This window comes from Bacillus sp. FSL L8-0099 (assembly GCF_038006385.1).
Lineage (GTDB): Bacteria > Bacillota > Bacilli > Bacillales > Bacillaceae_G > Bacillus_A > Bacillus_A toyonensis.
The window spans coordinates 1,457,382-1,478,664 of record NZ_JBBOVC010000001.1 but is presented as its reverse complement, the minus strand read 5'-3'; the positions used below and the strand labels follow the sequence as shown (position 1 = coordinate 1,478,664).

At 35.5% G+C, this 21,283-nt stretch carries 22 protein-coding genes and 1 other RNA gene; 3 read left to right on the top strand and 20 right to left on the bottom strand.

What is annotated here, in order from left to right; translation table 11 throughout:
* Positions 1–729 precede the first annotated feature (729 nt).
* The 7 genes from MHH42_RS07785 to MHH42_RS07755 form a co-directional block, all read right to left on the bottom strand.
* Positions 730–1,641: a tyrosine-type recombinase/integrase gene (locus MHH42_RS07785; RefSeq protein ID WP_253252043.1), complete on the bottom strand. Its 912-nt coding sequence runs from the start codon at positions 1,639–1,641 to the stop codon at positions 730–732.
* Between the two features lie 119 nt (positions 1,642–1,760).
* The gene (locus tag MHH42_RS07780) at positions 1,761–2,900 is read right to left on the bottom strand and encodes a THUMP domain-containing class I SAM-dependent RNA methyltransferase (protein ID WP_000521231.1); all 1,140 of its coding nucleotides are present in this window, start codon (positions 2,898–2,900) and stop codon (positions 1,761–1,763) included.
* 180 nt (positions 2,901–3,080) lie between these two features.
* An RNA gene (rnpB, locus tag MHH42_RS07775) (RNase P RNA component class B) lies at positions 3,081–3,472 on the bottom strand.
* An 87-nt stretch (positions 3,473–3,559) separates the two neighbouring features.
* Entirely contained in the window at positions 3,560–3,895 is a 336-nt protein-coding gene (gpsB, locus tag MHH42_RS07770; RefSeq protein WP_000622427.1) for a cell division regulator GpsB, read from the bottom strand.
* A 97-nt stretch (positions 3,896–3,992) separates the two neighbouring features.
* The gene (locus MHH42_RS07765) at positions 3,993–4,547 is read right to left on the bottom strand and encodes a DUF1273 domain-containing protein (protein WP_000869384.1); all 555 of its coding nucleotides are present in this window, start codon (positions 4,545–4,547) and stop codon (positions 3,993–3,995) included.
* Between the two features lie 56 nt (positions 4,548–4,603).
* Positions 4,604–5,047: a spore coat protein gene (locus MHH42_RS07760; protein WP_000546286.1), complete on the bottom strand. Its 444-nt coding sequence runs from the start codon at positions 5,045–5,047 to the stop codon at positions 4,604–4,606.
* Between the two features lie 157 nt (positions 5,048–5,204).
* Positions 5,205–5,714 carry a YppG family protein gene (locus tag MHH42_RS07755; RefSeq protein ID WP_000487695.1) on the bottom strand — a complete coding sequence of 170 codons (510 nt, stop codon included), beginning with the start codon at positions 5,712–5,714 and terminating at the stop codon, positions 5,205–5,207.
* Between the two features lie 177 nt (positions 5,715–5,891).
* Between MHH42_RS07755 and MHH42_RS07750 the strand changes: the two genes are divergently transcribed.
* On the top strand, positions 5,892–6,083 hold the full coding sequence (locus tag MHH42_RS07750) for a YppF family protein (protein WP_000242658.1): 192 nt from the start codon (positions 5,892–5,894) through the stop codon (positions 6,081–6,083).
* Between the two features lie 26 nt (positions 6,084–6,109).
* Here MHH42_RS07750 and MHH42_RS07745 read toward each other — a convergent pair whose 3' ends face one another.
* From MHH42_RS07745 to MHH42_RS07730, 3 genes are all read right to left on the bottom strand, one after another.
* Positions 6,110–6,454, bottom strand: coding sequence for a YppE family protein (locus MHH42_RS07745; RefSeq protein WP_000455491.1), 345 nt, complete (start codon positions 6,452–6,454; stop codon positions 6,110–6,112).
* A gap of 15 nt (positions 6,455–6,469) precedes the next feature.
* Complete coding sequence (locus MHH42_RS07740) at positions 6,470–6,712, bottom strand: hypothetical protein (protein ID WP_001252045.1); 243 nt, start codon at positions 6,710–6,712, stop codon at positions 6,470–6,472.
* 429 nt (positions 6,713–7,141) lie between these two features.
* Positions 7,142–8,167 carry a DUF2515 domain-containing protein gene (locus MHH42_RS07730; RefSeq protein ID WP_340893094.1) on the bottom strand — a complete coding sequence of 342 codons (1,026 nt, stop codon included), beginning with the start codon at positions 8,165–8,167 and terminating at the stop codon, positions 7,142–7,144.
* Between the two features lie 103 nt (positions 8,168–8,270).
* On the opposite strand from MHH42_RS07730, the gene recU reads away from it, so the two are divergent.
* Both recU and MHH42_RS07720 read left to right on the top strand, forming a co-directional pair.
* Positions 8,271–8,873, top strand: a complete 603-nt coding sequence (recU, locus tag MHH42_RS07725) for a Holliday junction resolvase RecU (protein WP_000155587.1) — start codon at positions 8,271–8,273, stop codon at positions 8,871–8,873.
* A gap of 66 nt (positions 8,874–8,939) precedes the next feature.
* Positions 8,940–11,618: a PBP1A family penicillin-binding protein gene (locus MHH42_RS07720; RefSeq protein ID WP_340893093.1), complete on the top strand. Its 2,679-nt coding sequence runs from the start codon at positions 8,940–8,942 to the stop codon at positions 11,616–11,618.
* Positions 11,619–11,641: 23 nt separating this feature from the next.
* Here MHH42_RS07720 and MHH42_RS07715 read toward each other — a convergent pair whose 3' ends face one another.
* The 10 genes from MHH42_RS07715 to panB all read right to left on the bottom strand — a co-directional run bounded on the left by MHH42_RS07715 (position 11,642) and on the right by panB (position 20,811).
* On the bottom strand, positions 11,642–12,160 hold the full coding sequence (locus MHH42_RS07715; RefSeq protein ID WP_070172937.1) for a YpoC family protein: 519 nt from the start codon (positions 12,158–12,160) through the stop codon (positions 11,642–11,644).
* 3 nt (positions 12,161–12,163) lie between these two features.
* Positions 12,164–12,811, bottom strand: coding sequence for an endonuclease III (gene nth / locus MHH42_RS07710; protein ID WP_000933024.1), 648 nt, complete (start codon positions 12,809–12,811; stop codon positions 12,164–12,166).
* Between the two features lie 15 nt (positions 12,812–12,826).
* Positions 12,827–13,534: a DNA replication protein DnaD gene (gene dnaD, locus MHH42_RS07705; RefSeq protein WP_000728536.1), complete on the bottom strand. Its 708-nt coding sequence runs from the start codon at positions 13,532–13,534 to the stop codon at positions 12,827–12,829.
* A gap of 119 nt (positions 13,535–13,653) precedes the next feature.
* Positions 13,654–14,841, bottom strand: a complete 1,188-nt coding sequence (gene aspB / locus MHH42_RS07700; protein ID WP_000761565.1) for an aspartate transaminase AspB — start codon at positions 14,839–14,841, stop codon at positions 13,654–13,656.
* Positions 14,842–14,859: 18 nt separating this feature from the next.
* Positions 14,860–15,363, bottom strand: coding sequence for a cell wall elongation regulator TseB-like domain-containing protein (locus MHH42_RS07695; protein WP_087970164.1), 504 nt, complete (start codon positions 15,361–15,363; stop codon positions 14,860–14,862).
* A gap of 7 nt (positions 15,364–15,370) precedes the next feature.
* Positions 15,371–15,541 carry a YpmA family protein gene (locus tag MHH42_RS07690; protein WP_000412179.1) on the bottom strand — a complete coding sequence of 57 codons (171 nt, stop codon included), beginning with the start codon at positions 15,539–15,541 and terminating at the stop codon, positions 15,371–15,373.
* 251 nt (positions 15,542–15,792) lie between these two features.
* Positions 15,793–18,597, bottom strand: a complete 2,805-nt coding sequence (dinG, locus tag MHH42_RS07685) for an ATP-dependent DNA helicase DinG (protein ID WP_000044972.1) — start codon at positions 18,595–18,597, stop codon at positions 15,793–15,795.
* A 133-nt stretch (positions 18,598–18,730) separates the two neighbouring features.
* Positions 18,731–19,114, bottom strand: coding sequence for an aspartate 1-decarboxylase (gene panD, locus MHH42_RS07680; protein ID WP_340893088.1), 384 nt, complete (start codon positions 19,112–19,114; stop codon positions 18,731–18,733).
* Positions 19,115–19,126: 12 nt separating this feature from the next.
* Positions 19,127–19,975, bottom strand: coding sequence for a pantoate--beta-alanine ligase (panC, locus tag MHH42_RS07675; RefSeq protein ID WP_000692376.1), 849 nt, complete (start codon positions 19,973–19,975; stop codon positions 19,127–19,129).
* On the bottom strand, positions 19,975–20,811 hold the full coding sequence (gene panB, locus MHH42_RS07670) for a 3-methyl-2-oxobutanoate hydroxymethyltransferase (RefSeq protein ID WP_000851101.1): 837 nt from the start codon (positions 20,809–20,811) through the stop codon (positions 19,975–19,977). Before panB ends, panC begins: the two co-directional genes overlap by 1 nt.
* Positions 20,812–21,283 lie beyond the last annotated feature (472 nt).

Below are 21,283 nucleotides of genomic sequence, written 5' to 3'. Positions count from 1 at the left end.
CATATATTAGTGCTTTTCAGAGCACTTTTGTATGTATTTTAATAAAAAGTATTGACTTCGGTCGTCTGTCTCTCATCATGGGATGAAGGTACAGGACAACGGCTAGGGCATAGAATGACTACCTTACATTGCAAAAACAAGAAAGTTAATGCAACATAAAGCAGACGTTCATTGTCATTTCTCATGGTCTATCAGGTTAAGGAATCCGTATAGTAACACCTTGTTTGAACGTTAGATTTCCACCTACAACGAACTTTTAACATGCTATGCTTGTCCAACATGCTGAAAGATTTAGGGAAGGAATTGTACTACTGACATCATCCTTAATTATTCGTAACCTAATATTATCTTTCTTATTCGTTGCTACCTGTACCGTAGTACACCAAGCAACCTTTACCAAACCGTTTATGGACGTTCTCTCCTAGACTATACCCAACGTAAACAAGGAAACGCTTTTAAGAGTATACGCTTAATTTTATGACATTGGCTTAGCGAACCTGTTCAAGTGTTTAACGTGGTGTTAGGTCATTCCCACGTTCAGAAATCACCGTACACTTCATCTAAAAAGCATCACTAAAGAAACCTTGCATTCCTCGAATTTTTTCGATAAAATGAAGGGGCTAAATGTACGGTTTGTCCGTTATTTAGTTGGGAACAGTGGAGTTTTTCTCCTCTGTGGCTAGTTTTGAGAGTCGGTTTCTTGGCGGGAGCGACTCTTTTTCTTTTGGTTTAAACTTCAATAAAATTTAAAGGGTTATATTTATCATTTACATCATGCAGTGCATGACCATAAAGTTTTACATATCTTTCAGTCATTTGAAGCGTTTCATGTCGCATAAGTTTTTGTAAATTTAAAGAATCCATTCCCATCTTCAAACACTTAGAAGCAAAATATCTTCTAAAAGCGTGACAAGTTAATCCTTCCATATTTAAATTTCTTTTTAATCGTTTAAATAAAGTTGAAATTGCTTCTGTAGTTAATTGTCTATTCCACTTATCTGGGAACACATATACAACTTCTTTCTCTTCTTCGAAATAAAATTCTAAAAATGTTTTATATTCCGCTAATTCCTTTTGCAATTTCCTTGTGTATGGAATAGTAGCAACGGTTCTTTTCTTCCCATAGGTCATAATTGTCCTATTCCTCATGTCAATATCAGACCACTTTAAATTAACTAATTCTTCCCTTCTAAGCCCTGTAGAAATTAATAAGACAATTACCATTCGGTTTCTCATTAAAGCAAAATTCGTGCCTTTATAATGACCTCTATCAAAGTGTTCAAGAACACTCTTCACTTGCTCATCTGTTAAAACATCTGTTATGGTATCTTCTTTACTGAATTTAATTTTTTTGAATGGATTCTCTTCAACTATCCCTTCTTCTTCTAGGTACTTAAAATACACCTTTAATGTTCGATTCTTTTCATTTATTGTAGATATATTATTTTTCAACTCATGCTTACAATAAATTAAAAACTCTTTTGCAACTTTTGGCGTAACTTTATCAGTGTCAAATATCCCTTTATTTACACAAAAGGACTCAAATCTTTTCAAAATTCCTTTATAAGATTTCAAAGTATGTTTACTTAAATTACGTAATTCCCTGTCATCTAAAAATTCTTGCATTGCAATTTTATACAACAAAAAACCTCACCCTTTCTTCCTTTCGGAAAAAAGAATGAGGTTTATTTATTGGGCTAATATTTAATAATTTGTTCTAAGCGAACCAATTATGTTTTAGCCCTTCAAATGCCTTTATACTATGAATTACGCGGTGGACGTTTTCCGAAGTATTGGTAGTAATCTGTACGGATAAATCCGTTAAATAGTTTACGTTTCTTCGATGCATCTTTTCCATAACACTTCTCAAATGCTTCGTAACTTGTTAATACATACGCTGACCACGTATCTAATGGGCGAAATACTTGTCCCATTTCTTTATACAGTTGTTCAACGAGTGCTTTTTCACTTAAACGTTCTCCGTATGGAGGATTCGTTACGACGTAGCCATAATCCTCTTTTGTTGTGAAATCTTTTACTTGCATTTGCTTAAATGTGATTAAATCACCTAAACCTACTTCTTCTGCGTTTTCTTGTGCAACTCGAATCATACGATGGTCAATATCAGATCCAATGATTTGTAATGGTTGATTATAATTTGCTAAATCTTCAGCTTCTTGACGAGCTTCGCGCCAATTTTGTTTACCAACCCAGCCCCATTCATCCGATGCAAAGCCTCGGTTAAATCCTGGTGCGATATTTTGTCCAATTAATGCAGCTTCAATCGGAATTGTTCCAGATCCACAGAAAGGATCCACGAAAGGACGATCTGGCTTCCAGTTCGTTAACTTAATTAGAGACGCAGCTAATGTTTCTTTTAAAGGAGCTTCCCCTTGATCCATGCGGTACCCACGTTTATGAAGTCCAACACCACTCGCATCGATTGTTAATGTTGCAATGTCTTTCAACATTGCAATCTCAATACGGAATAACGGACCATCTTCTTCAAACCAAGTTGTACGTTTATATGTTGTTTTTAATTTTTCAACGACAGCTTTTTTAACGATACGTTGGCAATCCGAAACACTGAATAACTCAGATTTTAGAGATTTACCGATAACAGGGAATTCTCCGTTCTCTGGAATATAATCTCCCCAGTTTAATGCTTTCGTTTTTTCAAATAGCTCATCAAATGTTGTTGCTTTAAATTCACCAACTTTAATTTTCACACGGTCCGCAGTACGTAACCATAAATTCGTGCGACAAATCGCCTTTTCATCTGCTTCAAATGTTACTTTGCTGTTTTCTACTTGACATTCATAACCAAGATCGCGAACTTCTCGGGCAACTAACGCTTCAATACCCATTGCCGCTGTTGCAATTAAAGTAACTTTTCCCATTTGCATTCACCTCTTATGTATATTCAAACAATAATTAATAGCAATTTGTCCTATTAATCATTACATTTTACGAAAATTTTTCTCATTAACCATTGTAACTCATAATTTATAACTTCATACAAATAAAAAGCCCTCCTCTAACAAAGGAGAGCTGAGTTATTTCATAGTTGGTTCATAACGTTCTGTAAGCCATGTTCTGTTCCTTTGTACTGCAAACGGCCCACGCCTCGTACTCCGGTAGCAATCATCTATCTACAGGTTATGAAAACCTGTCCTTTTCCGTCGTTCATTTCCTTGGAAAAGATTCCCCTACCATTATTTGGGTTTCTCGCTCGTGGGGTTTACCTCGTTCCACTCCTATCATTTCTTCAAGGACTTCGTCACTGTGGCACTTTAAAGGTAGTCAAACCATATCCGAAAGGACTTAGGTTTTTTCCCTGCCGTTAAACCAGCCTTACAGCCAGAATACCCTAGCTTATGAATTGGCTAGGCACGAACACTACAGCCATCTCAGGCCGTGCGAGCATGGACTTTCCTCTACAACGTTGGCGTTGCAGCGATTGCCCAAACGTTATGACATCCATTAGTATAGTGGAAACAAAAAGATTTTGCAATGTTTTTTTCTATGTACAATGCCTCAACCTTGTTTCCACCTTATTTTATTCGTATAACTTACTTCCAAATACAGCTTTTTCTAAGTTGGATAAACGTTTTAAAATATCCGTATTCGTGTTGTTATATACCGGTTGTGCAACTGGTGTTTGTACAGGTTGTTGTGGAGCTTGTGTTGCAGCTAGTTTTTGTTCTTCTAATTCTCGTTTTAAACGAACATTTTGTTGCTTCAATTGATCAAATTCTTTGTGGAAAGCTTCATAGTCTTTAATAATCATATCAAGAAACTTGTCTACTTCTTCTTGTTGATAACCTCTCATACCTGTTTTAAATTCTTTTTCCAAAATATCTTTCGCCGTTAATTTAATTTTATCCGAAATCATTTTCTTCACCTCAAATTTTTGCCAAAACTTTCATTAACTAAATTTTTTCAGAAACAATGCCTTTTGTCAATCATATATACGAGTACAATATTACATATTACTCTGCATTATTCCACTGTTCCTCTTCTATTATATCTTGTAAATCAGAAAAAAGAATGAAATAACTGTGATAATTTTCTATTTCTCCTTTTTTCTTAGCTACTTCTACAATATATTTAGGACTCCCAGGCTTTTCTTCATCATATACAGCTAAAAGAGCATCACTTTTTTCAATAAAAAATTGATTCTTTAATTTAAATTGCTCTGGGCTTTCGTACTTCCGTTTCGTAATACTATCAATGTGATCTGCTTGTGAAAGAATAAATTCGTAATATTCACGGTTATCTTCTTTCCAATTTTCTTCTTGTTCTAAAAAAGGAGTAAATACCGCTAATTTTAAATCTGGATATTCTACTTGAATTTCAAAAACAACTTCAGCAGCCCACAATTCTACACCTAGCTGGCCGCTTATAATAACCCACTCCAAACCATCTTCTACAAAAGCAGTTAATTTACGATGCAGCGCTTTTTTTATGCAGTCTACTCCTGGATGATCCTTTTTAAATATTCCAAGTTCAAATGGCTTATATCCTGTTACAGCAACAACTTTCATATCAACACTCCAATTACAAAAAAAGAACTAGCATTTTGCTAGTTCTAACATATCATTTACTTTTTAAATATTCCACCAACGTTTGGTCCAACATTTGGTCCTACATTCGGTCCTGGTCCAAATGGGGATACATTCGGTCCTGGTCCAAATGGAGATACATTCGGTCCTGGTCCAAATGGAGATACATTCGGCCCTGGTCCAAATGGAGATATTTGATGACCGTGGTGATGGTGACCATGACCACATGGTCCACATCCACCGCCAAATCCTGGATCGATTGGATCTACAACATTTACATTTGAGTTTGTTTGCGGGAAGAAGTTTTGGTTTTTAATTTGTTGATGGTGTACATGTGTCGTATGCGTTGGGAAAATGTGTGGCACCACCGTTGTTGAAAAAGAATGTGTTACACACTGTTTCGTCGGATGAATGACAGGAGCAGTCGTACAAATAGGTCCTACAGGCTTATGCCCTCCAAAACAAGGATGACAATGATGCATAGTTTTTTCTCTCCTCTCTCGTTAAGAAAATCTGATTACACTTTACAATATGAGAAAAGAGGTGAAGCCGTTTGTTATATATACCCATTTGTTTCATGGAAATTTGTCTAGTGCTACACTTCATTCATACTATTTCATTATGGACAACAATCCATCATCACTTACCAAAGAACCCTCCAACCTGCTTAACAATCCCCGTCACTTGATTCATCGCATTCATCATTTGTCCAGCTGTATTCATCATTTTATTCACATCATAGTTACCATCTGAATTTTTAAATTGGGAAACAAAGCTCGAAAACTGACTTGGTTGCTGTTGTTGCTTTTGTTTATTCATCGTCGGATACGGTTGTTTTGGCGGATAAAACATCGCTTGTTGATTTCCATAGGGAGATGATGGTGGTGGCATATAATATTGTGAGTTCATATAAGGTTGCTGCTGATTCATATAGGATTGTTGCTCTTGTTGCGATTGATTCATATAGGGTTGCTGTTGTTGCTGTTGATTCATAAAAGATACTTCAAATGGCTGGTAATAATTTTGATTTCCATAATGAGGCTCGAAAGGATACATATTATACCGTAAATATGTATCCGTATTATATTGGTACATATTTTGCTGTGCATATGGATTTGGTTGCTGATATACGTTAGATTGTTGAAACATGCATTCTCTCCTCCTTCACATAAGTTTCTACATATATAATATGTACTTGTAAAATAATTTGTGTGACGGAGTATCTGTCTATTTTTGTCGGAAGTTTAAATTTTTAAAAAATTAAAAAAGAAAACCCTTCCATGCTATGATAATTAAGAAGAAGATTCTCATGGGGGAGGAATCAACATGGTATTAGGGGATTTAAAACAAGCGTTTTCTCAAAAGAAGGGGTATTACACAGAGAATGTAAATGAATTATTAGACTTTGCGAGACATTGTTATCTCGAAGGAAAAATATGTATATCGGATTACCGAACATTAATAAAAGAATTAGAAATAAACGGTGCAACAAAACCTACAACAATGACAGAAGCTTAAAAAAAACAAGAGGGTTTCCCCTCTTGTTATTTACATTGCTCAACTATATTTTGCAAAGTATACGAAATGGCTTGATGTGTTTCAAAAAAACGTTTACCTTTTCCTTTATTTACAAAACATTGTAACACATTCGTTTGTAAATTATCGTACACTTGATCAATTTGCTGTACATGTATATACTTCGGTTTTTCTTCCTTAATCCACGTATAAGCTAATTCTTTCCACACCTTTAATTCCTCATCTACTATGTCTACAAACGGCTTCATATCCTTATAAAAGTCATATTCAATTATTTCTCTTTTTTTTACATTCGCTTCATTATTATACTGCATGAGTTTTTCTGAAGACTGTATTAATGCTTCATACTCCATTTCATTCCCACCTTATTATGCACTCACTACGATGTTTTGAAACGTCTTCACCCAATTCCCTTTTTCTTCGTGATGCACTAATTTATTTTCCATATGCTCAATATGCATTTCTGTTATTTCTATCTTATTACATATTTTTTCGCTCTTATCCTTCAATGCATGATTTATTCTAATTCCTATATTCATTTCCAGCAAATCGAGAGAACTTAACATTTGATCCATTTTTTTCATTACATCTACTTTCTGAACCATCGCCATATACAAAACGCCCCCTTCTTTGCTTTTCCTTTGTCATGTAATTTCGCCGGATAATTCTTCACTCCTGCACACATGACAAAACTAGTTGTTATTCGTCAAAGAAATCATTTTGAATGTCATTTATAGAAATGGTAACAATACAAAAAGGAGGTGTATGAAGATGGCAAAGAACAAAAACGAAAAAAAGAAAAAACAAAACAAACAACAAAATAAACCCGAGACTGGTAATCCAAAGCTTGATGGCCCAAACTTCCCTGCTACATAAAGTGAAAGTTTAATTAATGGGGCTTTTCCAAACTACTAATTTCTAAATCCCCCTTAATCTTCTACTTTCATTCAGTTTTGAGATTAAAATCTTAACACACTTAGCAGGATTTCTTCACATTAAGAAGTCCCATCTTCATTTATAAAGATGGGACTTCTTTTTTATTATATCATGAACTCGTCTATTCTTTTAACAAAACGATTCACGATAGAAACAGCATAGATCTGCTCCCTCTTTCTTCTATACCATTCCTTTATATTAACTTCATCCTTCGGTTCTTCAAATAAAAACAATGCATTCATTTTCGAATCTTCACAAAACCAATCCCTCATTGTTATTTCCTCATGTGCAACAAGAGAATACACATCTCTTAGTGCAGGTGTATAGGATTTTCTAGTTCCCCTTAAGTAATATTCATAATCTTCTCTAGAGCCAGTATGTGTAGTTTGTAGTGCAAAATTATAAAATAAACGTTTATAAGTCGGATGAAACAATAACCACGCTAATTTTTTCCCAAGCTCTATACGCTTTTGCAACGTTTCAAATTGATAAACTGAAAACCCATACATCCCCCCTTCAATGGTTGGAAAAATAACTGCACTAATATGCAACATGTCTTGAACTTTAAAAAGCGCCGTATGAAATACATGTTTTTTAAAGTAGCTATTCTCAATAACTGGTTTTTGAATTTTATTTTGCTCATTTATAATAAACGCTGTCATAAGCCTATTCATATCTTTTTTCTCCCAGAAAAATGTCCATTCTTTTTCCATGAAAAGTGATACGTTGAAAAATTGCAACAAATGAAAGAGAGGTATACGTCTCCTCTTGCTTTCTTCATATAGTAGTAACTGAGGAAATGCATCTAAGAAAATAATCCAATTAGCCTGTTCATATATGAGAAACAAATGTTTTTTTACTAATCGAGGCAAAACAGTAGCATAATATCTTCCTTCTAAATCAGTCATATTCCAGCCTGCATTTCTCGAAACCATACTCGCTAAAAAAGACCACCTGATTTCACTATTTCTTACATAAAATTTTTGATACGATTGTGTCCGAGAAATGTTGTCCATATTAGCTATTTCTGTTTTCTTTTTAATAGTGTGAATGATTGCTTTTTCTTCCTTTGTACAAACCATATTTTTACGATATTGTTTTATTTTTTCGTAATCATTCCATGTAAACATAAATAAGTCATCATGCCTTTCTTCAAAAAGGTCACATCTTTTTTCATTTTTTGATATAATCACCTTTGTAAGTAATTCTTAACAAGTTGGGAGTGGACACACTATGACCATTCGTTACCCAAATGGAAAAAGGTACAATCAAGCTTCACTACCTCCTAAAACACCAATAAAAAAACATACTTATAGTAATAGAGGTATGTCCCTTGAAGAGGAATTAAATGAAACAAATCAATATTACTTAACCCATAATATTGCATGTGTACATAAAAAACCTACCCCTCTTCAAATTGTAAAAGTAGATTACCCCGCTCGAAGTGCTGCAGTGGTAAAAGAAGCGTATTTTAAACAACCTTCTACAACGGATTACAACGGTGTATACAAAGGGAAATACATCGATTTTGAAGCGAAGGAAACAAAAAACAAAACTAGTTTCCCACTTCAAAACTTCCACCTTCATCAAATTGAACATATGAAGCAAGTAATTGCTCATAATGGAGTTGCATTTGTTATTATTAAATTTACACTTTTTGATGAATTTTATTTACTCGATGCGAAACATATTATTGCATTTTGGAACCGTCAAAATAATGGTGGGCGTAAGTCAATTACTAAAGAAGAAATAGAAGCGCATGGATCATTGTTATCATGCGGTTATCACCCTCGGATTGATTATATCCGTGTACTAGACACGGTTTATTTTTCGTGATAGAGTCATCACTAAGGCTCTTTTTTCGACTTTTGAGGGAGAGAATGAAAGGTAGGAGAAAGTATAATGTCAGATAATTATCGTTCTCGTACAGAACGAAATCATGCGAAAAATCAAACGGAAGAAACAAATAAAGAAAAAAAACCAAAGAAAAAAGGCTCCTTTTTCAAGAAGTTCCTTATAGGTTGTCTACTTCTTGGTATCGTTGGTCTCGTAGCTGGCGTTTCCGCTTTCTTTGTTATGGTAAAGGATGCTCCAAAATTAGACAAATCAAAACTTGTCAATCCTTTATCAACAAAGTTTCTTGATAAGGATGGGAAGTTTTTCTATGAATACGGTGCGGAAAAACGAACCCATGTTACTTACGATCAAATTCCAAAAGTAGTTGAAAATGCATTCCTTGCAACTGAGGATTCACGTTTCTATGACCATAATGGAATTGATTTTAAACGAACCACAAAAGCAGTTATGGAAAATGTCACTGGTGGTTTCGGTTCCCAAGGTGGTAGTACGATTACACAACAAGTAGTAAAAAACTATTTTCTAACGATGGAAAAAACCGCAAAACGAAAAGTGCAAGAATGGTACTTATCTTACAAATTAGAGCAACAATACTCTAAACATGAGATTTTAGAAATGTACTTAAATAAGATTAATCTAGGTAATCGCTCTTACGGTATTGCAACAGCGGCTCAAAAATATTATCAAAAAGATTTAAAGGACTTACAATTACATGAAGCTGCGATGCTCGCTGGCTTACCTCAAGGTCCTAACATTTATGATCCAACAAAACCAGAAAATGTTGAACGAGCAACAAATCGTCGTAATATTGTATTAACATTAATGAATCGACACGGCTATATAACAAAAGAAGAAATGAATAACGCAATAAAGATTCCTGTAACTGAGGGTCTAAAAAAATCAGAACTAACTGAAATGAAGTTTCAAGCATTTTTAGATGCTGTCGTAAAAGAAGTTGAAAAAGAATACCCTGATGTAAATATCGGTTCAGATGGTTTAACGATTCATACAACCCTTGATCGAGATGCTCAAGAGTACGCTGAACAAATTATGGATGGCAACCTCATTAAGTATCCAAACGATCAGTTCCAAGGATCATTTGTATTTATGGATACACAGTCTGGAGAAGTTCGAGCAATTGGTGCTGGGCGTAAAGAAAGTAAGTCTACTTTCAAAGGTCATAATATGGCTGTTGATTTAAAACGCCAAGTTGGTTCAACAATGAAACCAATTTTCGATTATGGTCCTGCAATTGAAAACCTTCAATGGTCTACTTATCATCAATTAAATGACTCTGAATATACTTACTCTGATGGCACAAAGATTAAAAATGCTACCGGTAATTTTAAAGGTGACGTTTCACTTCGTGAAGCATTGAAGAAGTCATTAAACATCCCGGCTTTAAAAACAGCTCAAGCGGTCGGTATTCCTAAGGCAAAAGAGTTTGCTGAAGGTTTAGGCATGACGTTTAAAGATGGGATAGCACATGAATCTACTGCAATCGGTAGTAATGAAAGCTCTCCGTTAGATGTCGCTGGGGCTTATGCAGCATTTGGAAATGACGGTGTATACAATAAACCTCATTTCGTTAAAGAAGTTATTTTCCCAGACGGAAAAAAGAAAAGCTTTAAACCGAAAGAACAACGTGCAATGCACGACCATACAGCTTACATGGTTACTGACGTTCTTCGTGACGTAGTAAAACCTGGTTCCGGCGGTACAGGGCCAACAGCATATGTTTCTGGCTTTGACGTTGCTGGTAAAACAGGAACACAAAACTTTGATGCAAGAGATGTAAAAAAATATGGCATCCCAGCTGATGCTAACAGAGATAGCTGGTTCGCTGGATATACACCACAATATACGATGGCTGTGTGGACTGGTTACGAAAAGAATGGTCCAGAAAATTACATTAGCGATCGTTATACTAAAATTGCGCAACAAATGTTCCAAGTAATGATGAGCAAATTCGCTACAGATAAATCTCGTTTCGAACGCCCTTCTTCTGTACAAGAAATAAACGGCGAGTTATACGTAAAAGGTGCGAAAAAAGATGCAATTAAAGAAATTAAAGTAGATCCACCTAGTGGCCTTAATGTCGCTTTCGATGGCGCTAGTACAGTTACACTAAACTGGTCTGGCCCAACAGCAGTTGATGCTTATGCGGCAACTTATAAAGCTACAGACGGTTCTAGCGGTAGCTTATCAGTTAGCGGTACAACAGCTACTCTTGGTGGTATTAAGCCTGGTGTTACTTACAGCTTCTCTGTAGTAGCGAAAAAAGGTACTGGAACAAGTCCTGCAGTTGGTGCATCCTTCACTGCCCCTGGTGGAACTCCAGACGCTAAGAATGCTGAGGAAGAGGCAGCCAAAAAGAAAGCCGAAGAAGAAGCTAAGAAAAAAGCTGATGAGGAAGCTAAGAAAAAAGCTAATGAAGATAAACTAAAACAAGAAGAAGCTCAGAAAAAGGCTGCTGAAGAACAGCGTAAACAACAAGAGCAACAAGAACAACAACGTAAACAACAAGAAGAGGCTCAAAAGAAAGCTGAAGAAGAAGCTAAGAAAAAAGCTGAAGAAGAAGCTAAGAAAAAAGCCGAAGAAGAAGCTCAGAAAAAAGCTGAAGAAGAGGCTCAAAAGAAAGCTGAAGAAGAGGCTAAGAAACAACAAAATACAGGTGAAGATACACCTCACGCAGACGGAAATGTTGTTACAACAGAGTCTTAATACAAAAAAAGAAGTCCTTTCTCTTAACGAGGAAAGGACTTCTTTTTTGTTATCATTTTCTTTACATATAACTTTTCTATTTCAATATACAACTGTGCTAACTGAATATAAGAATGATAATTATTTGGTTTCTTTATAATGAACGAATATCGCTCCATAAAATTAACTGGTTGTACTTCCAATTCACTCGTGTAATCTTCCATTTCATTCAAACTATGAACAGGTTGCTCATTTAGCCAATATACAATTGATAACAAATGTGCTGCAAAAAGAATCATCGGGCCTTCAGCTTCTTGTTTCTTTCTGTTTCGAAATAATGTGGCAATGTCTTCATGCTTAGTTTTCCATACATTCAACATTACCGGAATACTGTTTTCAATTTCATTCCACGGCTCATATTGTCTTTCTATATCAAATATAAAGTAAGTATTTTGTATGATTTCTTCAAAAGATTGGTCTGTATGATACTTAATCGAATTTGCGTTTTTTTGAAAAAATGGTAAGTACCGAAATTCTTTCGGTACTCCTATAACTCGCTCCATCCTTTATTTCCCCTTCATTCGCTTCTTTCCTTCTCGACACACTTCTAGCAATCGGCACTCTTCACATTGTGGTCGCTGCGCTTTACAGTGATAACGTCCAAAGAAAATCAAACGGTGATGTGTAACGCCCCATTCATCCATCGGAATTTTCTTCATTAATGTTTTTTCGACTTCTAATACAGAGTCTTTCCATCTACAAATCGCTAATCGTTTGCTCACCCGCTCTACATGCGTATCGACAGCAATTGCCGGTATCCCAAATGCTACCGATACTACAACATTTGCTGTCTTCCGTCCTACACCAGGTAACTTCGTAAGCTCATCTCGATCTTTCGGCACTTCTCCATTGTAATCATCTAATAACATTCGGCACAATTTTTGAATATTTTTTGCTTTATTTCTATACAATCCAATAGAACGTATATCTTGTTGTAACTCTTCTAGAGAAACACTTAAATAATCTTCTGGTGTTTTATATTTTTGAAATAAATTTTTCGTCACTTTATTTACAAGTGCATCTGTACATTGTGCAGATAATGCCACTGCAATTACAAGTTCGAATGGATTATCATGAATCAATTCACAATGTGCTTCTGGATACATATCCGCCATTGTGTCTAAACAATAACGAATTTGCGTTTTATTTAACATATACTTCCTCCTACATTACTGCTCCAACCAATTATAAAAAGGCACTTTCCCAGTAAATTTCGTCTCTTGTGTTGTTACTTGTTGCGCTCGTTGCTGATTTGCTCTAAATTTCCGTCCTTGATTTTGAGCTTGATCTACTGTTTTAATTCCATTCTTTTTCCACTCAAATAAAATACGATCAATATATCGGAAGTTCAGCTTACCGCTCATCACAGCTTCTCGTAGAGCCGCTTGAATTAAATTCGGATGATGTTGATCTTGATCCTCCCACATTCCTAATGTTTCACATTCAAATGGAGAAAGTGGTCTTCCGAATTCTTTTTCAAATACTGTATATAAATTTACTTGCAGTTGTTTTTTTTCTTTTTGTTCTTCCTCTATTGATTCATTCATTAAGAAATGCAATATTTTTTCCCATAGCGGTTGTAAAGAATAACTTTCACACATCATCGCTTCTGATCTTTGTCCACCTTCTAGTGATAAAAAACCTTTTTGAATCAATGTTTGAATTACTTCCATACATTTCATTTCCGCTATTGTCATTCGTTCGGAAATCTCCGACGGAGTCGGAAACGAATTTCCCGATTCTAAAAATGTATGCACATGAAGTAAAACCATAAATTCCGTTTCATTTAACCCTAATTTTTTATAATGCATCATAAGTAATTTTGGAATCGCAATGCTTCCCTGTTCAAACCACTGTAACATCATTTTCTTTTTCATCACCAAACACCTCGTTCTCTAGTATAACACACCTTTCGCTATTTCTTTTTGCCACAATTCGTCAAAAAAACCTCCCTATTATATAGAGAGGTTTTTTATTGTATTAACGAAATATACAATTAAGCTTTCACTTTACTTTTCATAAACGTATGAATGCGTTCTAATGCTTTCTCTACTTGTTCAAGAGATGTCGCATATGATAAACGAACGTTATTTGGAGCCCCAAATCCTGTACCTGGCACAAGAGCAACTTTTTCCTCTTCTAATAAAGCTTTCGCCCACTCATCAACAGTATCATATCCTGATAAAGCTACAGCCTCTTTTACATTAGGAAATAAGTAAAAGGCGCCTTGCGGTTTAATACAAGTAAACCCAGGGATTTGAATTAATTTATCATAAATAATGTTTAATCTCTCTTCAAATGCTTGGCGCATTGTTTCTACAGGTTGTTGTGAGCCTGCATATGCCGCGATTGCGCCATATTGAGCGATTGAAGTAGGGTTTGACGTACTATGACTCGCTAAGTTCGTCATCGCTTTAATCAGCTGCTTATTTCCAGCTGCATATCCAATACGCCATCCTGTCATAGAATGAGATTTAGATACACCATTAATAATTAGGGTTTGTTCTTTTAATGCATTAGAAAGCTGGGCAATTGAAGTATATTCCGCATCACCATAAATTAACTTCTCATAAATTTCATCTGAAACGATTAAAATGTTATGTTCTAAACATACTTCTCCAAGCTGTTGTAATTCTTCTTTGCTATAAATCATTCCTGTTGGATTGCTCGGTGAATTAATAATAACTGCTTTCGTTTTCTCTGTAATTGCCTCACGCAACTGCTTTGCTGTAATTTTGTACTCATTGTCTTCTAAACCTTCTACATAAACCGGATTACCGCCAGCAAGCTTTACTTGTTCTGGATAGCTTACCCAATAAGGAGTTGGGATAATAACTTCATCTCCTTCATCAAGCAACACTTGGAATAATGTATATAATGCATGTTTTGCACCATTACATACAATAATTTCAGATGGATCATACTGAATGCCTTGATCGCGCGTAAATTTCTTCACAATTTCTTGTTTTAACGATTGTAATCCACCTGTTGGCGTATATTTCGTATGCCCTTCTAACATCGCTTTATGCGCAGCTTCCATAATATGCTCTGGTGTATTAAAGTCAGGTTCTCCTGCCCCTAATGCAATTACATCATGACCTTCTGCCTTTAACGCTTGTGCCTTTGCTGTAATTTCTAAAGTTGAAGACGGTGTTAAAGCAGCTACTCGCTTTGCTAATTTCATTTGTAGTTCCCCCTACATCTATTTTTCCATGCTGTAAAGTCCGGCATATTCCCCATTTTGAAACTCTAGATAATAATACGTATAACGATCTTCCTGATCAATATATGTAATTTCCCACAACGGAATATCGTTTTCAGCACCTAATTTTACTTTTACAATCTGTTTTGGCTTCGGCTTCGGCTCATCGCCTTTTCCTGTTGCTTGTTCCGCCAACTTTTGTAAAGCTTCTTTCTCAGAAATGCCTTCACTCTTTTTCTTCACAAGGACATTTCCTTTTTTATCAGGTACCCAAACGATAGTTTGTTCTCCTTTTTCATCTACACCTTGTACGACTGTATATGCAGCTTTTCCGTTGTAATAATCAACAGATGTCACTTTTGTAAGCTTTGCTTTTTCTTTAGCAATTTCTACAGATTTCGACTCTTTGGGAATTTTCTTATCCATCGCTTTATTATAAACATACGCCCCATATATTCCGCTAGCAACGATAACGATAATGATTGCAAAGATCCACTTTTTCATTGTATCACTACGTTCTGTAAATCGTAAATACAGCTGTTTCTTTGTCTTTTTCGTCTAATGCTAATCCGAACATGAGGTCCTGCTCTTTTAACGTACGATTCAAACTATCAACAATTTTATACAAATCTGACGAATATTTAATACGCGTCGTTGATAGTACTTCGATTTTCTTCTCCATGAAAAAACTCCTCCGTTACACAAAAATTTCTAATTATAGAAGAACGCAATGCGGTTACAATAAGAGTACATTCTTTACAACCCCTGCTTCATCACCCATCTATTATAGCAGGACATGTACAGCAAAAAAAGGTTTCAAGTCGAAAACCAATACATTTTGTATACAAGAAGTAAGAAAAATAAAATTCCTCCTACCCACATTTTTTACGCCTGAAGTTCATAAGTACTCCAGGCGTATTTTTCTTCCAATTTTTATTCATTTGACGGTTCTTCTAATTGCACCAACAACTCTTCTAACGGTCCTTCATAAAGAGGTACATTAGGAATTGATTGTAAAAATCTTTTTCCATAGGAAGAACTCGTCAATCGACGGTCTAACACTACTACCGTCCCCGTATCAGTATTCGTTCGAATTAAACGCCCAAATCCTTGTTTGAAACGTAATATTGCTTGCGGGAGCGCTAATTTTGCGAATACGTCCTCACCTTGATTTTTTAGCCATTCACCTTTCGCTTCCATCATCGGCTGATGAGGAGGTGTAAAAGGAAGACGGACAATGACAAGGCAACTCAAGGCATCTCCTGGAATATCGATTCCTTCCCAAAAACTGCTCGTGCCTAACAATATTGACTTGTCGAACTCTTGAAACTTTCGAATTAAGCGACTTCGACTCCTATTGTTTACACTTTGTGTTAATAATAGATAGCCTTCTAATTCATCATTGCTTTTCAAATTCGCATACGCTTCTTTCAGCATTTCATACGAAGTGAATAAAACGAGCATTCTCCCTTTTGTAACTTTTGCTATCTTGGCAATATGTTCCGATACAGATTCAATATATTCCTCATTACTTACTCGCTTAATAAACGGTACATCCGTTGAAACCATTAATTTCATTTGTTTCTCATAATGGAATGGCGATTGAACCTGTAAAGTATTTGGAGCAAAATCATGTAAGCCAAGCTCTTCTTTTATATAGTCAAATGTATCGTTAACTGTTAATGTTGCAGATGTAAAGATAACACTCTTTTTTTCTGTTAAAAATTCATCAGCAAACCTTTCTCCAATATGAACTGGTTGCGCGTATAAAATGGTTGAATGAATCGTTCCTTTCGTCTCCGTCTCCATCCAAGTTACATATGCATTTTTTTCCAATATGAGCAACTGTAATGATTCTGCCATCTTTCTCAGTAACCCACTTAAATGCATAAATTCACCCGTAACAACATGCATTTCCCACTCTAACTTACTTTGCAATATATCTACTTGTTTCTCAAATATGGTCACTATTCTTCTTAATTCATATACAAAACGATTTGTTAACTCAACAATACTATCCCACAACTTACCTTGCTCTACTTCCGTGTTATATCGATAAATGAGCGGCATATTGTTTGTTCCTTGTTCTTGCTTTGTTTGTTTAAATATAAAAGTACGTAACATTTGGAATAGTTCATCCGCATCAAATTTAAGTTCCTTCAAACTATGGCTTATCATACGGAAAGTAGAACGAGATGCTTGCTCTGATTTTTTCATCATTTTATATACTTTAGAAAGCACATCATCCGTTTCTAGTGTACCAAGTCGAGATAAAATCAATTGAAAATACATACAAGAGAACTGCTCACCTAGTGTTCTACTCGCAGCTTCTTCAATATGATGAGCTTCATCAAAAATTATATGTTCACATGAAGAAAACAGTGGTTCTTCACTTGAAAAATCTTGAAATAATAATGCATGATTTGTAATAACGATATCTGCAAATAAAGCTTTATTTTTCGCTCGCTGATAAAAGCATCGACTAAACCAATTACTTTGCATACCGCCCGGACTATACGCATCACTACAAATACGATTCCAAAGTAACTTTCCGCCCTCTGGAATATTTAATTCATCTCGGTCACCTGTTTCAGTTTTTAATAACCAAACTAAAATTTTCGCCTTCGTAAGTGCCATATCGTAATTTTTTTCTTCCTCTTGCAAAGCATATTCAAATTTATGTAAGCAAAGATAATGCTTTCTCCCTTTTAGAAGAGCTGTCTCAAATGAAAATGGCATTATTTTTTGCAATAACGGAATTTCTTTTTCAAGTATTTGTTGTTGAAGTTGTACCGTTTGTGTACTGATAACGACAGGTTCTTCTTTTTTATTCGCAAAATAAAGACTAGGAAGTAAATAAGCAAGAGTCTTTCCCGTCCCTGTACCTGCTTCAATAAGAGAAAAACGAGAATCTCTTAACGCCGTATATATCTCTTTCATCATCATTTGCTGACTTTCTCTTCTTTCAAACTTCGGCATATGTAATTCCAGTTTATCCATCGTTTTATTCAAGAAAGCATCAAATTTTAATGAATATGTTTCTCCAAGACTTAAGGAATAGTTCCGTTTTCTCAGTGCAATATTGCGATACACTTCATATTCCGCTTTTATTTCTTTACCATGCATTACTTTCTTTAAAATATTTTCAGAAAGCACATCAGCTATATCACTTTGGAAAACATCACTCAATTCATAAAGTGATTGTAATGTAACAAGTGGTAATTTTTCAATTTCATTTAAAAATTGTAAAAACAACTCTGCTGTCGCAAGAGCATCACTATCCGCACGATGTGGTTGATCGTGTTCGAGTTCATGTTTCTTAGCTAAATCACGTAATTTATAACTATCGGCTGTTGGCAAAAGAATTTGTGCCAATTCAACCGTATCGATTTTAGGACAATGTATTTCTGTATATCCAGCCTGCCTTAATTCTTCGTTTAAAAAATTCCAATCAAAGTGAACATTATGCGCAACGAAAGCGGCACCTTGTAATAGCTCAACAATCATCGGGGCTACATCTTGAAATAACGGGGCTTGTTTTACAAGACTTTCATCAATCCCTGTTAATTCTGTAATAAATACGGGAATCTCTCTCTTTGGGTTAACAAAAGATGAAAAAATTTCCAATATCTCTCCATCTTCTACTACAACAGCTGCAATTTGGGTAATTTTATCTTTCCCGTCTTTCCAGGAGTTTCCTGTCGTCTCTAAATCAACAACGACATAACGTTTACTCATATATGTAACACCTCAATTTCTTACCTTTCAAACAACAATAATTCATATAATGTTACTATACCACGTTTTATCTCATCTTAATGAAAAGATGCACAAAAAAGCTATCTCCTGATATAGAGATAGCTTTCCTCTTTTATAATATTGTACCAGCCTTTTCAGCACCTAACATTTCAACAATTTGATTTTGATCGTCTAACACTGCAATTTTTGGTTCTTGTTTATGAACCTCTTCTTCCGTAACTAAGCCATAACAAATTATAATTACTTTATCTCCCGGTTGTACAAGCCTTGCTGCAGCACCGTTTAAACAAATAACACCGCTACCGCGTTTGCCTTTAATAACATATGTCTCTAAGCGCGCACCGTTATTATTATTTACAATTTGAACTTTTTCGTTCTCTACAATATTTACTGCATCCATTAAATCTTCATCTATTGTAATACTACCTACATAGTTTAAATTTGCCTCCGTTACAGTTGCACGATGTAACTTTGCTCTCATCATTGTGCGAAACATAGATGCTCCCCCTTATTTAACCGTTAATGTTATATTGTCAATTAATCTTACATTTTCAAACTTAACTGCAATAGCTAAAATGATTCTTCCTTCCATTTCCCCTACTATTGCCAATGACGGATATGCATATAAATCCGCATAATCTACAGTACCTTTCGTATACGTCTCAATATGTTCTTTCACAAGATTTGTAATGATTTCTGAATTACGTTCGCCTGCCTCAATTCTTTCTTTCGCTATACATAGACTGCGGTATAAATGAGAAGCCTCTTCACGTTCTTCTTGTGATAAATACACATTACGAGAACTTTTTGCTAATCCATCTTCTTCTCTTACAATATCAACTGGTACGATCGTTACTGGAATATTGAAATCAGTTACAAATCCTTCAATTACAGCAACTTGTTGTGCATCTTTCATACCGAAATAAGCACGATTTGGCATTACAATATTAAATAATTTCATTAGTACAGTCGCAACTCCAGAAAAGTGACCAGGTCTTTGTTTTCCACATAATACGTCAGTACGCTTTACAACTTCTACTGTTGTTGTTTGTTCTGCCGGATACATTTCTTCTACACTCGGATAAAATAAATAATCCACACCGTTTTCTTTTGCTACACTTTCATCTCTCTCAATATCACGAGGGTATCGCTCTAAATCTTCGTTCGGCCCAAACTGTAGTGGGTTTACAAACACACTTAAAACTACAATTTCATTTTCTTCTCTTGCCTTGCGTAATAAAGTAGCATGCCCTTCATGTAAATACCCCATCGTTGGAACAAAACCAATATTCTTTCCACTTGTACGAAGTTCGCTCGTAATTTGCTGCATCTCTTGCACTGTAGTTATGATTTTCATTACTGTTTTCCCCCGTATAACGCTAAGCATTCTTCTTCTTTCATTGTGAACGAATGTTTCTCTTCAGGAAATTGCCCTGTCTTCACTTCAGCAACATATTGAGAAATCCCACGTACAATTTCCTCTTGAACAGACGTATACTGTTTTACGAATTTCGGAACACGATTTACCCCATATGAGATGAGATCATGATATACAAGAACTTGCCCATCTACTTTTTGTCCCGCTCCAATCCCTATTATTGGAATTGTTAATTGCTTCGAAATTAATTCTGCTAACTGCATTGGCACACATTCTAACACAAGTGCTATCGCACCAGCTTCCTCACATTTCTTTGCATCGTCTATTAATTTCTTTGCACTTTCAGCATCTTTTCCTTGCACTTTATATCCACCCAATACTCCCACAGATTGAGGAGTTAAACCTAAATGCGCTACGACAGGAATTCCTGCATTCGTTAAATAATGAATCGTTGATATAACTTCTCCAGCACCTTCTACTTTTAGTGCATGTGCTCCGCTCTCTTGAACGATGCGGCGTGCATTCACCATCGTTTCTTGTAACGATATGTGATAAGACATAAACGGCATATCAGTTACAATAAATGTTTCTTTCGCTCCGCGGCGTACAGCTTTCGTATGATGAATCATATCCTCTACTGTTACAGGTACTGTTGAATCATATCCGAGTACAACCATCCCAAGAGAATCTCCAACTAAAATCATATCGACTTCAGCTTCTTCTGCTAATTTAGCAGAAGGATAATCATACGCCGTTAGCATCGTAATCGGCTCACCTTGCTCTTTCATCTTCAAAAAATCTGTTTTTGTTTTCAAAAACTACTCCTCCTTTATACAGGAGAGAGGCGATGGCCGAAATCATATAAAAAACCCCTCTGGCCATAAAAGGGCAGAAGGGTTGTGTGTTAGTCGGCATTATTCATCCCTCTGTCCCAGTCCGTTATTGGATCAAGGCAGAATCCAAGTTATTATTTTTTGTACTGCTTCGAATCATGGTGCAGTTCGCTCTGATACTGCCCACATTCGAACTAATTATAGCAAAGTACAAAAAGAAATTACTACATTTTTTTGAAAAAATAATTTTTTATTTCCATTACGGTATGTGAAATTTAACTAGATAGTGTATATGCTATATAGTTTTTACAGAGAATTCAGTCCTAAAAAATAAGTGGGTGTGTTTCCCCTACATACCTTACAACTCCAAGTTAATTTCTTTTGTAATCCATTTAAATGCAAAAAATTGATTTAAAGATACTGGTATTTTATTTGACTGTATAGTATAAGCCTA

What these genes read in the sequence shown, in the direction of transcription:
- MHH42_RS07780 (WP_000521231.1), bottom strand. Translation starts at nt 2,900, where the DNA reads ATGGGAAAAGTTACTTTAATTGCAACAGCGGCAATGGGTATTGAAGCG.
- gpsB (WP_000622427.1), bottom strand. Translation starts at nt 3,895, where the DNA reads ATGATTTCGGATAAAATTAAATTAACGGCGAAAGATATTTTGGAAAAA.
- MHH42_RS07765 (WP_000869384.1), bottom strand. Translation starts at nt 4,547, where the DNA reads ATGAAAGTTGTTGCTGTAACAGGATATAAGCCATTTGAACTTGGAATA.
- MHH42_RS07760 (WP_000546286.1), bottom strand. Translation starts at nt 5,047, where the DNA reads ATGCATCATTGTCATCCTTGTTTTGGAGGGCATAAGCCTGTAGGACCT.
- MHH42_RS07755 (WP_000487695.1), bottom strand. Translation starts at nt 5,714, where the DNA reads ATGTTTCAACAATCTAACGTATATCAGCAACCAAATCCATATGCACAG.
- MHH42_RS07750 (WP_000242658.1), top strand. Translation starts at nt 5,892, where the DNA reads ATGGTATTAGGGGATTTAAAACAAGCGTTTTCTCAAAAGAAGGGGTAT.
- MHH42_RS07745 (WP_000455491.1), bottom strand. Translation starts at nt 6,454, where the DNA reads ATGGAGTATGAAGCATTAATACAGTCTTCAGAAAAACTCATGCAGTAT.
- MHH42_RS07740 (WP_001252045.1), bottom strand. Translation starts at nt 6,712, where the DNA reads ATGGCGATGGTTCAGAAAGTAGATGTAATGAAAAAAATGGATCAAATG.
- MHH42_RS07730 (WP_340893094.1), bottom strand. Translation starts at nt 8,167, where the DNA reads ATGTTTACATGGAATGATTACGAAAAAATAAAACAATATCGTAAAAAT.
- recU (WP_000155587.1), top strand. Translation starts at nt 8,271, where the DNA reads ATGACCATTCGTTACCCAAATGGAAAAAGGTACAATCAAGCTTCACTA.
- MHH42_RS07720 (WP_340893093.1), top strand. Translation starts at nt 8,940, where the DNA reads ATGTCAGATAATTATCGTTCTCGTACAGAACGAAATCATGCGAAAAAT.
- MHH42_RS07715 (WP_070172937.1), bottom strand. Translation starts at nt 12,160, where the DNA reads ATGGAGCGAGTTATAGGAGTACCGAAAGAATTTCGGTACTTACCATTT.
- nth (WP_000933024.1), bottom strand. Translation starts at nt 12,811, where the DNA reads ATGTTAAATAAAACGCAAATTCGTTATTGTTTAGACACAATGGCGGAT.
- dnaD (WP_000728536.1), bottom strand. Translation starts at nt 13,534, where the DNA reads ATGAAAAAGAAAATGATGTTACAGTGGTTTGAACAGGGAAGCATTGCG.
- aspB (WP_000761565.1), bottom strand. Translation starts at nt 14,841, where the DNA reads ATGAAATTAGCAAAGCGAGTAGCTGCTTTAACACCGTCTTCAACTTTA.
- MHH42_RS07695 (WP_087970164.1), bottom strand. Translation starts at nt 15,363, where the DNA reads ATGAAAAAGTGGATCTTTGCAATCATTATCGTTATCGTTGCTAGCGGA.
- MHH42_RS07690 (WP_000412179.1), bottom strand. Translation starts at nt 15,541, where the DNA reads ATGGAGAAGAAAATCGAAGTACTATCAACGACGCGTATTAAATATTCG.
- dinG (WP_000044972.1), bottom strand. Translation starts at nt 18,597, where the DNA reads ATGAGTAAACGTTATGTCGTTGTTGATTTAGAGACGACAGGAAACTCC.
- panD (WP_340893088.1), bottom strand. Translation starts at nt 19,114, where the DNA reads ATGTTTCGCACAATGATGAGAGCAAAGTTACATCGTGCAACTGTAACG.
- panC (WP_000692376.1), bottom strand. Translation starts at nt 19,975, where the DNA reads ATGAAAATCATAACTACAGTGCAAGAGATGCAGCAAATTACGAGCGAA.